Genomic DNA, 12,786 nt, shown 5'->3' with positions numbered 1-12,786 from the left:
GCCGCGCTGCCGCTCAGCCGCCGTGGACGACGACGGAACGGGCGTGACCGGCTTGCAGCGCGGCCGGCTGGCCGTCGTCGACCCGCTGGGAGCCGTAGACGACCAGGGACCACAGCAGGCACGCGAATGCCGCGGTGTGCACGAGGGCGCGGACGATGTTCCAGGTGGCCCAGGTCTTCTCAGGCGAACAGCCCGGCCATCAGCGCGCAGGCGATCGTGGCGGACAGCATCGTGGCGGTCTGGAGGAATTTCAACGTCGATCTGCCGTCCGGTCGTGGATCGCTGGGCGGCAGGGGTGCGCGTTACCGCCGGGTTGCGGGCTTGGGCGGCGGCCGGGGGCGGGGCGCGGCATCGGTGGCTGCGGGCGGTGTTGGCGCTTCGGGCGAACTCGCATCTCGGGTCCTCACTTCCAACTTCGATTGAGATACTGTGATTGAAGTGGTTGAAACGTAGTACTGCATTTGAAGTGGTGTCAACGAGTTTCGGGAGATCGACATGCGACAGAACCCCGCCCGCCGCACCGCCCTGCTGGATGCCGCGATCGAGGTCCTCGCGCGGGACGGGTCGCGCGGGCTGACGCTGCGTTCCGTGGACAAGGAAGCGGGCGTTCCCACCGGCACGACGACCAACTACTTCGCCAACCGCGCGGAACTGCTCCGCCAGATCATGGCCCGCACCCACGAGCGCCTCACCCCGGACCCGGTCGAGATGGCCGAGACGATGAAGGCCGCGCCCAGCCGCGAGCTCACCGCCACGCTGCTGCGCCAGCTCGTCGAGCGGATGCGCGCCGACCGCAGCAGCCACCTCGCCATGCTCGAACTGCGCCTGGAGGCCACCCGCCGACCGGAGCTGCAGGAAGACCTGACCACCACCTTCGCCGACATGCTCAAGAGCAACATCGACTGGCACCTCGAAGCAGGCCTGCCCGGCGACCGCGCCACCGTGCTGCAGCTCTACCTGGCCATGCTCGGCGTCATCGTCGACGACCTCACGGTCCCCGGACTGCTGCAGCCGTACGGCATCGACAAGATCGTCGACGACCTGGTGGACCGGAGCCTGCCGGAGAGCTGACCAACCGCTCGGTCACCCACCCGCTCATCGACGGGCAGCCGCTTCGCCCGGCCCCCGGACGGCCGCCGGTGATCTTTTGGCAAGATCGCCGGGGTGCGCTTCTACGCCGATCTGCACATCCATTCGAAGTACTCGCGCGCCTGCAGCAAGGACTGCGACATCGAGCACCTGACCTGGTGGGCGCGCCGCAAGGGCATCACGCTGGTCGGGACCGGGGACTTCACCCACCCGGCCTGGTTCGCGCACCTGCGCGAAGTCCTCGAACCCGCCGAGCCCGGCCTGTTCCGGCTGCGCGACGACCTCGACGCCGCGATGACCCGCGGCATGCCCGCCAACTGCGGCGGTCAGGTGCGGTTCATGCTGTCGGTCGAGATCTCGACGATCTACAAGCACGGCGAACGCACCCGGAAGGTCCACCACCTCTGCTACCTGCCGGACTTCGCCGCCGCCGAGCGGTTCAACCAGCGGCTGGGCCGCATCGGCAACCTCGGCTCCGACGGCCGCCCGATCCTCGGCCTGGATTCCCGGGACCTCCTGGAGATCACCCTCGAATCCGGCGACGGCGCCTACCTCGTGCCCGCGCACATCTGGACGCCGTGGTTCGCGGTGCTGGGCTCCAAGGCCGGGTTCGACGCGATCGAGGACTGCTACCGCGACCTCGCCGGGCACGTCTTCGCACTGGAGACCGGGCTGTCCAGCGACCCGGAGATGAACTGGCGGGTCTCCGCGCTGGACAAGTACACGCTGGTCAGCCACTCCGACGCGCATTCGCCGCCGATGCTGGGCCGCGAGGCCAGCGTCTTCGACACCGACCTGGACTACTTCGCGATCAAGCGCGCACTGGAGACCGGCGAGGGCTTCGCGGGCACGGTGGAGTTCTTCCCCGAAGAGGGCAAGTACCACCTCGACGGGCACCGCAAGTGCCAGGTGCGCTTCGAGCCGGGCGACACCCGCGCCCACAGCGGACTGTGCCCGGGCTGCAACAAGCCGCTGACCGTCGGCGTGCTGCACCGCATCGACGCGCTCGCGGACCGGCCCGAAGGCATCCGCCCACCCGGCGCGGCCGGGTTCCGCAACCTCATCCCGTTGCCGGAGATCGTCGGCGAGGTCCTCGGCGTGGGACCCAAGAGCAAGAAGGTCTTCGGCGAGGTCAGCGACCTCACCGCCGCCCACGGCCCGGAACTGCAGATCCTCCAGGACGTGCCGGTCGACGAGCTGCGCCGCAGCAACGCCGCGGTGGCCGAGGCGATCGACCGGCTGCGGCACGGCCAGGTGCTGCGCGATCCCGGCTACGACGGCGAATACGGCACCATCCGCGTTTTCGAACCCGCCGAACTCACCCGCCTGCGCACCGGCGATGCGCCCGCGCTGTTCGACGACGCGCTGTTCGCCCCGCAGCCGGAACCCGAACCCGCTGCCGCACCGGTCCCCCAGCCACTAGCCGAACCCGAGCCGCAGCCGGCTCCCACCCGGAACACCGGGACCGGTGTGCTCGCCGGGCTGGATCCCGACCAGCGGGCCGCGGCCGAGGTCCCGGGCGGTCCGCTGCTGATCGTCGCCGGGCCGGGCACCGGCAAGACCCGCACCGTCACCCACCGGCTGGCGCACCTCGTCCTGGAACGCGACGTCCCGGCGGAGGAATGCCTCGCGATCACCTTCACCCGCCGCGCCGCCGAGGAGATGACCGAACGCCTGCACGCGCTCATCGGCGCGCCCGCGCAGCGGATGACCGTGGCGACCTTCCACTCCTTCGGCCTGCAGATCCTGCGCGAACACCACCGCGAACTCGGGCTCGGCGCCGACTTCGGGCTCGCCGACGCCGCCCGCCAGCAGGAGATCCTCACCGCCATCACCGGCGACGAACGCAACGCGCGGCGGGTGAAGGCGCAGCTGTCACCGGCGCGCCGCGGCGGCGAGGCGGACCCGGAAACCCTAGCCGTGCTGGCGGACTACCTGGCGGGACTGCGCGAGCAGAACCTCGTCGACTTCGACGACCTCGTCGTGCTCGCGGTGCAGCTGCTCACCGACCATCCCGGCATCGCCGAGCAGTACCGCCGCCGCTACCGGTGGATCACCGTCGACGAGTACCAGGACGTCGACGAACTCCAGTACCGGCTGCTGCGGCTGATCGCGCCGGCCGAAGCCAACCTGACCGCCATCGGCGACCCCGACCAGGCGATCTACTCCTTCCGCGGCGCCGACGTCGGCTTCTTCCTGCGCTTCGAGCAGGACTACCCCCGCGCACCGGTCCGGGCGCTGACCCGCAACTACCGCAGCGGCGCCCACATCCTCGACGGCGCGATCCGCGCCATCGCACCGTCCACACTGGTCACCGACCGGCGGCTGCACCCGGCTTCGGACCGCGAGGCGCACCGCATCGTCGCCCACCGGGCCGGCGACGAGCGCGCGGAGGCGGCGTTCGTCGCGCGCACGATCGACCAGCTGCTCGGCGGCGCGTCGTTCCACTCCCTCGACAGCGGCAGGGTCCTCGGCGACGGCCCCGGCGGCATCGGGTTCAACGACATCGCGGTGCTGTACCGGACGGACTCGCAGTCGCACGCCATCCTCGACGAGCTCACCCGCTGCGGCCTGCCGGTGCAGAAGCGGTCGCACGACCGGCTTTCCGCCCGCCCCGGCGTCGACCTCCTGGTCCGCGAACTGCTGCACGTCGCCGACCGCACCGGCCCGGTGACCGACCAGCTGCGCATGGCCGCGAAAACGGTCGCCGACACCCTGCCCGAGGACACCCGGCCCGACATTCACACCGCGGTGGAACTGCTCGGGCCGCTGGCGCAGCGCTGCGGTGAGGACGTGCCGCGGTTCTGCCGCGAGGTGCTGCTCGGCGCCGAGGTCGACACGCTCGACCCGCGAGCCGAGGCGATCTCCCTGCTGACCCTGCACGCCGCCAAGGGCCTGGAGTTCCCGGTGGTGTTCCTGGTCGGCTGCGAGGACGGCCTGCTGCCGCTGCGCTGGCCGGGCGCCGAACCCACCGCGGAGGAAGTGGCCGAAGAACGCCGCCTGTTCTTCGTCGGCATGACCCGCGCCCAGGATCACCTCTACCTCACCGGCGCGGCACGGCGAACGGTCCGCGGCAGCACCCAGGACCGCCAGCCGTCACCGTTCCTGTCCGCCCTCGGCGACACCACCACCCAGGCCGCGACCCCGGCACCACGCCGCCCGCGTCCCGCGCAGCTGACACTGCTGTGACGCCGTTGCCCCGCCTCGGTCAGGACTGCCGACCGAGGCGGGCGCGGGCTTCGCCCAGCGCGAAGCCCAGCAGGTTCAGCCCTCGCCACTGCTCGGGGTTCTCGCAGCGCGGATCGTCGGCGGCGAGGCCGATGCCCCAGATCGAGTCGACCGGGCTGATCACCTCGCCGACGTCCGCTGGGCCGATGTCCATGTGGGACAGTCTTCCCGCTCAGGCCGGCTGCGGGCCAACGAATTCGCGCACGGCTGTCGATGAGCCGGGCACCGGCGGATGTCATGATCAGCGCATGAGTCGCCCCATCACGATCATCACCGGCGCCAGTCGCGGCATCGGCGCGGCCACGGCGTCGTGGCTGGCCCGGGCCGGCCACGACCTCGTGCTCGGATACCGCGACAACGACAGCGGCGCCGAGCGCGTCGCGGCCGAAGCCCGCGGGCACGGCGCCCGGTGCGTGGTGGTGCGGGTGGACGTCAGTCGCGAGGCCGATGTGGACCGGTTGTTCGCCGAGGCCGCGGACCAGCTGGGCCCGGTCACGGGGCTGGTCAACAACGCCGGGCTCACCGCGCACATCGGCGATCTGGCCGACACGCCGGTCGAGGTGATCCGCCACGTCATCGACGTCAACTTCCTCGGCGCGGTGCTTTGCGCGCGTGCCGCCGCGCAGGTCATGTCCACCCGCCGCGGCGGCGGTGGCGGGGCCATCGTCAACATCTCCTCCAGCGCGGCAACGCTCGGCTCGCCGCACGAGTACGTCCACTACGCCGGAGCCAAAGCCGCCGTGGACGCGCTGACGGTGGGCCTGGCGAAGGAACTCGCCGACGAGGGCGTGCGCGTCAACGCCGTCGCGCCCGGACTGGTGCGCACCGACATCCACGCCAGCGCGGGAGCGCCGGAACGCATCGACACGGCGGTGTCACGCGTGCCGTTCGGCCGGGCCGGCGAACCCGACGAGATCGCCCCGGCGATCGGCTGGCTGCTCGGTCCGGAGTCGGCCTACACCAGCGGGGCGGTGCTGCGCGTCGCGGGCGGGCTGTAGCGGCGAAAACCCGTTGCCCGCGATCGTAGGGTTGATCTCGTGCAATCGGTGCTCGTCAACTTCGTCTACTGCCACCCCGTCGGACACGCCGTGGAGGCGCTGCAGTACTGCCTGGGATATCGCCGCGCGAACCCGGATCGGCGGATCGCGGTGGTGCTCAACTCCGCCACCGCCGTCGACCTGGCCGCCTGGTGCGACGCGATCGACGAGGTGTACACAGTGGACATCGACGTGTTCGAGCCGCCGACGGCCGACGTCCTCGCGCACATCCCCGCCGAGTGGGACTGGGTCGTCGACGACCCGCGCGGCCACCAGAAGTGGCAGCACGACTTCTTCCCCGGCCTGCAGCGCTACTACGAGCTGTCGGCCGAGCACTTCCGCACCACCGGCGGGCACACGCAGGTCGGCGCACCCGAACCGGCCTACCAGGCGCGCAACCCGCTGCGGCTGAGCCTGCCTGCCGCGGCGCGCGACTGGGCCGCCGAGCTGTTGCCGCAGCACGACGCGCCGACCATCGCGGTGCTGCCCGGCGGCAGCGCCGAACGGTGGCGCTACCCGTCGCTGGCGTCGTGGCAGCGGATCCTCGGCGCCATCACCGACCGCTGGCCGCAGGCGCGGATCTGCTTGACCGGCAAGCTCGCCGACGACGGCCGCACCAGCACCGGGTTCACGCGCGCGGAGTTCGACGCGCTGGCCGCGACCGTCCCGAACGCGGCGTGGGCGCTGGACGTGCCGCTGGACCGGCAGCTGGCCGCGATGCAGCGCTGCGACATGCTGCTCTCGCCGCACACCGGGTTCGCGTTCGCCGCGCTGGCCGTGGACACCCCGTGGCTGGCGCTGGCCGGGAACGACTGGGCGGAGTACTACTTCAACCCGGGCGTGCCGTTCTACTCGGTGCTGCCGGACCTGGAACGCTTCCCCTGCTACGTCATGCTGGGCAACACGCCCGAGCCCGTCGACGACGACGGCCCGCGCTCGCCCAGCATGTCCGCGGCCCGCATCGACGCCGACCTCCCCGACCTCGTCGACGGCGTGGCCCGCCTCTACGACGGTGCCGCGGACTTCGATACCGCGATGCGCGATCACGCCACCCGCCTGCATAAGCTCTTCGGCGGTCGCACGGAACTGATGTACTCGGTGGACGACCTGTTGACCACCTACCTGTGACGGCCGCCAGGGCCGGCCCCGGGAACATCGGTACAGCGGTTGTCGGTGAGAACGATCATGGTCGGCCAGCACAGTGACCCACTTCGCCACTGGGGTTCGGTGAAATGCCGCTCGCGGTGCCGTGACCTGCCAGTTTCGCCTGGTCGCCGGCTCCGCCGGGTTACTGCTGTCCCTGCGGGTTTTCACGCGGCGCTGATCGGTGCCGGGTTAGCGGGGAGCCGCCAGTCGCCGCCGCGGTCTTCCTCGGAGAAGCGTGCGGTGAGTTCCGGGACGCGGAGGACGCAGGCAAGTGCGGTGGTGGCCTGGAAGACGTCGATCGCGCGCTGAGTCATCGGCATGCCCAAGCGCAGCAGCCGCGGGTTGACTTCGCCCTGGATCTCGTTGACGAAGGGTCGCAGCGTTTGGTCGTTAGTTCGCCAGGGCGGTCGGCAGGTCGCCGGAGTGACGGTTGATCTCGCCGACCAGGCCGCCGGAAGTGCCCATGCCGCTGTAGGGGGAGGCACAGTGCGCGGCGTCGCCGGCCAGGACCACCCGGCCCTTGGACCAGGTGTCGGTGCGGACCTGGACGATCTCCTGCGAGTAGAAGAACGGGCTGGTCACCATGCCCTCGACGAAGCGCTCGGTCTGCCAGCCGGCGTCGCGGAACCGGTCGGCCCAGAACGCCTGTTGCTGCTCGTCAAATGACCGTTTGACGACAAACGGCCCCAGCGTCCAATGAACCCGTTACGCACGGCCGGGCGACACCGTGCACATCTCCGAGATGTTCCGCCTCGTACGCGGCCCTCGCCTCCGCCGGCGAACTCCAGCGCGAGCTGAGTACGAGAGCCGGGTCAGCACACTCGCGCCGCCCGGACCATGATCGTTCTCACCGGTAACCGCTGTACCGATGTTCCCCGAGGCCGAGGGCCGTCCGAGAGCCGCGCAGTACCCCCTGCAGCCGAATGCGCGACCTCGGACACGGCCCCGGAGGCACCTCCGGCCGGCAAGCGCCTCCGATGGTTGGACCGCGCCGGGCCGCGAAACTCATCGCGACCGCTAAGATCTGGTGCCAGGCCTGCTCCAGTGGCCGTTCACGCCGCGCTCACCCCGGCGTTCCCGCCGCATCCGGCGACGACAATCACCGCACTTCCGTTCGCGACCGTTGCGAGGGTTCGATGGTGGAGGTCGGCATGTCGCCAGCAGATTTCGTCGTGATCACCGGTGGTCCCGGGGCGGGCAAGACGACGCTCGTCGAGCGCCTGGCCGCCGCCGGATGTGCCTGCTCGCCGGAGGCGGGCCGCGGCGTCATCGCAGATCAGCTGGCCGCCGGAGGCCGCGGTCTGCCCTGGGCGGACCGGGCGTTGTTCGCCGAGCTGATGCTGCAGCGGGACCTGCGTTCCCACCGGCAGGCCCGCCGCAGGCGCGGACCGGTGATCTTCGACCGCGGGCTGCCCGACATCGTCGGCTACCTGCGGCTGAGCGGCCTGCCGGTGCCCCCGCACGTGGACGCCGCCGCGCGGCGGTTCCGGTACCGCAACCGCGTGCTGATCGCCCCGTTCTGGCCGGAGATCTACCGCCAGGACGGCGAACGCAAGCAAACCCCGGCGGAGGCCGAACGCACCTACGAGCACATGGTCGCCGCCTACACCGACTACGGCTACGAACTCGTCCACCTCCCGCGAACAACGGTCGACCAGCGCATGCGATTCGTCCTCGACGAACTCGCCAGGGACGAGCGCCGCCGGTAGGCGGTCTGCTCAGGTGCTCATGTAGGTGCTGAGGTGGTCGACGAGGTCCCGGTCGAGGTCGTTGATCTCCCGTGCGATGGCGCTCAGGTCGGTGGCCAATCCGGGCATGTCGAGCATCACCTGGCGCAGGTGCTGGCGGTCGGCGGGAGAAGCGTGTTCGGCTATGCCCGAGACAGCTCGGCCGACGCCGAGCACGCGCTGACGCAGCTGCTCGATGCGTTGCGCGAGGGCGGCCAGCCTGCTTCCCAACTGGTCGAAGGGTGTCCGGTCGACCGGCGGATTCTTCCCGAGGTGCTCCGCGACCTGTTGCGCCCCGGCGGTCAGCCTGCCGTGGTCTTCGGCGAGTTGCCGCTCGGCGACGGTCAGCCGGTCCAGCACGTGCTGCTTCGTGATCCCTGCCCGGTGTCCCTCCTCCAAGCCTTTCCCGCGGTGCAGCGCGTTGTAGGGGACGCCGAAGTTCTGCGCGATGTCCATGACTTCGTGCAGCGTGTGGTAGGCGAGCTCGAACGAGTGGTCGTAGTCCAAGCGCCAGAAGGCGAAGATCCCCCAGGCGACCGCGCTGATCTCCTCGATGGTGCCGCCAGCGGACTTGGCGAGGTTGAGCATGCGCATCGCGGTGAACGACGAGCCCGCCCACACCGGGATGTCGTGCCGTCGGGCGAGGCGGGTGCTCTCCGCGGACTCCCGGCGCGTCGACGGATGGTTCTTGACCTTGCCCCCCGGCAGGACGGTGGACTCCTGGCCCCGGTCCTCGTCGGCCCGCACCCGGTTGCCGTGGTCGTCGATCGCCGTGGTGGTGAGGTTCTGGCCGTGCTGGTCGGCGATGACGTCGTTGCCGGCCGTGGGCGGGTTCCACCGCTGGTGCTTGCCGAAGTACTCCATCAGGTCGTGCAGGACGACTATCTTGTCGCGGAAGCTGAACTGCTCCGGAGCCTCCAGCGCCTTCCACATGCCGCCGTTGATCCGGGTGCGCAATTGGTCCCTGATCTCGGCCGGGATCTCGGCCTTCCCCTGGATGACCTGGTCGAAGTAGTGCTGGTAGTGGCCGAACTGGCGGTTGCCGCCCGCGTCCGGCTGGAGGGTCGTCCCGGTCTCCAGTTCCTGGCGGATGTATTCCCACCGGAACGGGCCGGTGGGACTCCGCTCCTCGGCTCGCCGGTCCTCGACGATCGCCCTGACCCGGGTGAGCAGGATCTCGAGGTGCAGCTCGACGTCGGAGTTGTCCTTGACGTTGCGGGCCAGTTCTTTCTCGTCGTGCCGCGCGGGTTTGGCCCGCATCCACCCGCTCAGCGCCAGCGCGAGATCGGTGTAGGTGTGGTAATCGCGGTCCTGCTGTTTGGCGCCGAACTGCGGATGGGACTTGGCGCCACGGGCGCCGGGTGTGCCGGCGGCCCATTTGAACAGCTGCGGTTCGAGGGTTTCCCGATTGCGCTCGAATTCGGCTATCTCGTTCTCGGGCACGCCGCTGCCGTTGCGGCTCTCCTCCCTGAGCTTGTGGACGAGGAAGCTGAACAGCCCACCGGCGTCGGTGGTCCCCCCGGCCGTTTTCGCCTCTTCCAGCAGGTCGCTGCCCTCTGGTTTTTCCGCGGGGCGCATGGTGATGCTCCGCTGGATCACCCCGGCGACGTGCGGCTTCGGCTGGCCCCCGCGGCCCTGCGCTCGGTCGTTGCGCTGGACGGCCGGCCCGTGTCCGCAACCGTCGCCGCACGCATGCTGCTGCGCGGCGATCAGCTTGCTCACGGCGTCATTGCCTGCGGTGCGCTGCAGTGCCAGCGCCGCTTGCGGGGACAGCGGTGTGCGTGTCAGGCCGCCGGCAGAGGGCTTGTCCGCGGCCTGGTGGAGCGGCCGCTGCGGCTGCGACATCCGGTTGGATGCCTGGTCGTGTGCGCGCATGCGACTCCCTCCGCAGAGCCAGGTCCCGAGCCGATGCTCCCAGCGGGTGACTTCCCCAGGAATGTCCGAAAGGGCACGACTTCGCCCCGAAGGGCATGACCGGACGGACATCGGCAGGTGAGCAGCCGGCTCATCCCCGACCGGGACCGTTTTCTCTAGCTGTGCGCGCGGTAGAGGTCGGTGAGCAGGGCGACGGCGGCTTGCGCGGCCGGGTGCGGGTCGTCGCGCCACCAGATCAGGCGGACCGCGATGGGTGCGGCGTCGCGCAGCGGGCGGAAGACCACGCCGGGGCGCGGGTATTGGTCGACGGTGCTTTCCGCGGTGATGCCGACGCTGCGACCGGTGGCGATGGTGGTGAGCCAGTCGTCGAGCTCGTGGGTGTACTCGATGGCAGGCCGGTTCTCCGGCGGCCACAGGTCGGTGGTCGTGGTGCCGGTTCGGCGGTCGATGAGGAGCGTGCGTTCGCTGATCTCGGCCAGCCGGATGGAGCGGCGGCGGGCCCACGGATCGTCGGACGCCACCGCGCAGAACCGGCGTTCCAGGCCGACGATGACGCCGTCGAAGCGCCGCTGGTCGGGTTCGGTGCGCACCACGGCGACGTCGCAGGCGCCTTCGGCGAGGCCGCCGGTCGCGGAGTTGGTGCGCACCAGGCTCAGTTCGACGTCCGGGCGCAGCGCGGGCCACCTGCGCTGGAAGTCCACCGTGTGGCGGCCCATGGCCGACCAGGCGTAGCCGATGCGCAGCCGGGTGTGCCCGGAGGTGGCGTCGCGCACTAGGTCCTCGGCCTCGGCCAGCAGCCGCCGGGCGCGGGCGATGACCTGCGTGCCGACGGCGGTGGGCACGACCTCGCGGCTGGTGCGGCGCAACAGGCGGACGCCGAGGGCGGCTTCCAGCGAGGCCAGCGTGCGGGAGACGGCCGCCTGCGAGACGCCCAGTTCGATGGCGGCGTCGGTGAAGGTGCCCTCGTCGGCGATCGCGACCAGGCAGCGCAGCTGCCGCAGCTCCACATCCATAACCCAAGCGTATAGCTGGCGCGCCGGATGCATTTTGCGGAAGCACCGCGGCGGCGCAGGCTCTGTGCCATGCAGACGACAGCGCAGGTGCGGCAGCCCGTGGCGGTCCCGGCGCCCACCGCGGAAAACGGCGGCCGCTACGCGGGAATCGCGATGATGGTCGGCAGCGGGCTGTCCAATCAGGTCGGTGCGGCGATCGGATCGCTGGCGTTCCCGGTGATCGGGCCGGCCGGTGTCGTGGCGGTGCGGCAGTGGATCGCCGCCGTGGCACTGCTGGCGGTGGGGCGTCCTCGGCTGCGGGCGTTCACGTGGCGCCAGTGGCAGCCGGTGCTGCTGCTGGCGGCGGTGTTCGCGACGATGAACCTGTCGCTGTACAGCGCGATCGACCGCATCGGCCTCGGTCTTGCGGTGACGCTGGAGTTCCTCGGTCCGCTGGTGGTCGCGCTCGCCGCGTCGCGACGCGTGGTGGATCTGGGGTGCGCGGTGGTCGCGGCCGCGGGCGTGGTGGCGCTGACCCGGCCGCAGCCGACCACGGACTACCTCGGCATCGGCTTGGCGCTGCTGGCCGCGGTGTGCTGGGCGTCCTACATCCTGCTCAACCGCTCGGTGGGCCGCCGGTTGCCCGGTGCCGAGGGCACTGCGGCCTCGGCCGGGCTGTCGGGTCTGCTGTTCGTGCCGATCGGTATCGCGGTGCTCATCCAGCATCCGCCGACCCCGGCGGCGCTGGGCTGCGCGGCCGCGGCGGGCATCCTCTCCTCGGCCGTGCCGTTCCTGATCGACATGCTGGCGCTGCGGCGGGTTCCGGCGCAGTTCTTCGGCATCTTCATGAGCATCAACCCGGTTCTGGCGGCCGGCGTGGGACTGGTGTTCCTCGGCCAGAACCTGCAGTTGCTGGAGTGGCTGAGCATCTCGGCGATCGTCGCCGCCAACGTCGTCAGCGTCGTCACCGCGCGCCAGTAGCGGCGCGCTCGTCTTGCGAAAGCCTTGACCTGGGCGAAGCTGGTGCGAACGCCGCGACGACGCAGGGTTGCCATGACGCGCTCTCGGTGACATCCGCACCCGGCTTCCGATCCATCTCATATTTGAGCTAGTCTCCCGAATATGAGAAACGGCTCTGAGATGGACACCCGGCTGGCGGGTCGGCTGGCGGAGCTGCGGGTGGAGCGCGGCTGGTCGCTGGAGGAGTTGGCGCAGCGCACCGAGATCAGCCGCTCGACGCTGTCGAGGCTGGAGCGGGCCGAGATCAGCCCGACCGCGGCGCTGCTGAACAAGTTGTGCGCGGCCTACGGGCGGACCATGTCGCAGTTGCTGGCCGAGGTGGAATCGGAGCCGCCGCAGCTGGTGCGCGCCGACCGGCAGGAAGTGTGGCGGGACGCGGCATCGGGCTTCACCCGGCGCTCGGTGTCTCCGCCGCATCCGGGACTGCGCGGCGAGGTCGTCGAAGGCGTGCTGGAACCGGGCGCGGACATCTCCTACGACGGCCCGGCCGTGCCGGGCCTGGAGCAGCACATCTGGGTGCTGGCGGGGGCCCTGGAGGTCACCGCGGGCGACCACGTGCACGAGGTGCGGGCCGGTGACTGCCTGCGGTTCCGGCTGTGGGGCCGGTCTCGCTTCCGCTGCCCTGGCCCCGAACCGGTCCGCTACGCCCTGCTGATCGTCCTGCCCTGATCA

General features: G+C 70.8%; 12 protein-coding genes and 1 pseudogene. 7 read left to right on the top strand and 6 right to left on the bottom strand.

All coding sequences use genetic code 11. The features are described from left to right. Window positions 1–13: 13 nt before the first annotated feature. Window positions 14–142: a hypothetical protein gene (locus tag ACWEV3_RS04055; protein ID WP_452612455.1), complete on the bottom strand. Its 129-nt coding sequence runs from the start codon at window positions 140–142 to the stop codon at window positions 14–16. A 353-nt stretch (window positions 143–495) separates the two neighbouring features. On the opposite strand from ACWEV3_RS04055, the gene ACWEV3_RS04050 reads away from it, so the two are divergent. Then, entirely contained in the window at window positions 496–1,071 is a 576-nt protein-coding gene (locus tag ACWEV3_RS04050) for a TetR/AcrR family transcriptional regulator (protein WP_452612454.1), read from the top strand. Between the two features lie 93 nt (window positions 1,072–1,164). Further along, entirely contained in the window at window positions 1,165–4,278 is a 3,114-nt protein-coding gene (locus ACWEV3_RS04045) for a UvrD-helicase domain-containing protein (RefSeq protein WP_452612453.1), read from the top strand. A gap of 19 nt (window positions 4,279–4,297) precedes the next feature. On the opposite strand, the pseudogene ACWEV3_RS04040 reads toward ACWEV3_RS04045, so the two are convergent. Beyond that, a pseudogene (locus tag ACWEV3_RS04040) lies at window positions 4,298–4,435 on the bottom strand (NADAR domain-containing protein); the annotation flags it as partial. 130 nt (window positions 4,436–4,565) lie between these two features. Between ACWEV3_RS04040 and ACWEV3_RS04035 the strand changes: the two are divergent. Both ACWEV3_RS04035 and ACWEV3_RS04030 read left to right on the top strand, forming a co-directional pair. Further along, complete coding sequence (locus tag ACWEV3_RS04035; RefSeq protein WP_452612452.1) at window positions 4,566–5,315, top strand: SDR family oxidoreductase; 750 nt, start codon at window positions 4,566–4,568, stop codon at window positions 5,313–5,315. 39 nt (window positions 5,316–5,354) lie between these two features. After that, window positions 5,355–6,482 (top strand): glycosyltransferase family 9 protein, encoded by a 1,128-nt coding sequence (locus ACWEV3_RS04030; RefSeq protein WP_452612451.1) that lies wholly within the window; start codon window positions 5,355–5,357, stop codon window positions 6,480–6,482. Window positions 6,483–6,664: 182 nt separating this feature from the next. Here ACWEV3_RS04030 and ACWEV3_RS04025 read toward each other — a convergent pair whose 3' ends face one another. Further along, the gene (locus ACWEV3_RS04025) at window positions 6,665–6,814 is read right to left on the bottom strand and encodes a hypothetical protein (RefSeq protein WP_452612450.1); all 150 of its coding nucleotides are present in this window, start codon (window positions 6,812–6,814) and stop codon (window positions 6,665–6,667) included. A 76-nt stretch (window positions 6,815–6,890) separates the two neighbouring features. Beyond that, window positions 6,891–7,085, bottom strand: coding sequence for an FAD-dependent monooxygenase (locus ACWEV3_RS04020; RefSeq protein WP_452612449.1), 195 nt, complete (start codon window positions 7,083–7,085; stop codon window positions 6,891–6,893). A gap of 566 nt (window positions 7,086–7,651) precedes the next feature. Between ACWEV3_RS04020 and ACWEV3_RS04015 the strand changes: the two genes are divergently transcribed. Then, the gene (locus ACWEV3_RS04015; RefSeq protein WP_452612448.1) at window positions 7,652–8,209 is read left to right on the top strand and encodes an AAA family ATPase; all 558 of its coding nucleotides are present in this window, start codon (window positions 7,652–7,654) and stop codon (window positions 8,207–8,209) included. 9 nt (window positions 8,210–8,218) lie between these two features. On the opposite strand, the gene ACWEV3_RS04010 is transcribed toward ACWEV3_RS04015, so the two are convergent. Together ACWEV3_RS04010 and ACWEV3_RS04005 are read right to left on the bottom strand one after the other, a co-directional pair. Next, window positions 8,219–10,102, bottom strand: coding sequence for a hypothetical protein (locus ACWEV3_RS04010; RefSeq protein ID WP_452612447.1), 1,884 nt, complete (start codon window positions 10,100–10,102; stop codon window positions 8,219–8,221). A 155-nt stretch (window positions 10,103–10,257) separates the two neighbouring features. Beyond that, complete coding sequence (locus ACWEV3_RS04005) at window positions 10,258–11,115, bottom strand: LysR family transcriptional regulator (RefSeq protein ID WP_452612446.1); 858 nt, start codon at window positions 11,113–11,115, stop codon at window positions 10,258–10,260. A gap of 69 nt (window positions 11,116–11,184) precedes the next feature. Between ACWEV3_RS04005 and ACWEV3_RS04000 the strand changes: the two genes are divergently transcribed. Both ACWEV3_RS04000 and ACWEV3_RS03995 read left to right on the top strand, forming a co-directional pair. After that, entirely contained in the window at window positions 11,185–12,075 is an 891-nt protein-coding gene (locus tag ACWEV3_RS04000; protein ID WP_452612445.1) for an EamA family transporter, read from the top strand. Window positions 12,076–12,216: 141 nt separating this feature from the next. After that, complete coding sequence (locus ACWEV3_RS03995; protein ID WP_452612444.1) at window positions 12,217–12,783, top strand: helix-turn-helix domain-containing protein; 567 nt, start codon at window positions 12,217–12,219, stop codon at window positions 12,781–12,783. Window positions 12,784–12,786 lie beyond the last annotated feature (3 nt).

This window comes from Saccharopolyspora sp. NPDC003752 (genome assembly GCF_053605825.1).
Note: the sequence above shows the minus strand (reverse complement) of the source record. Positions and strands in the feature narration are given on the sequence as shown.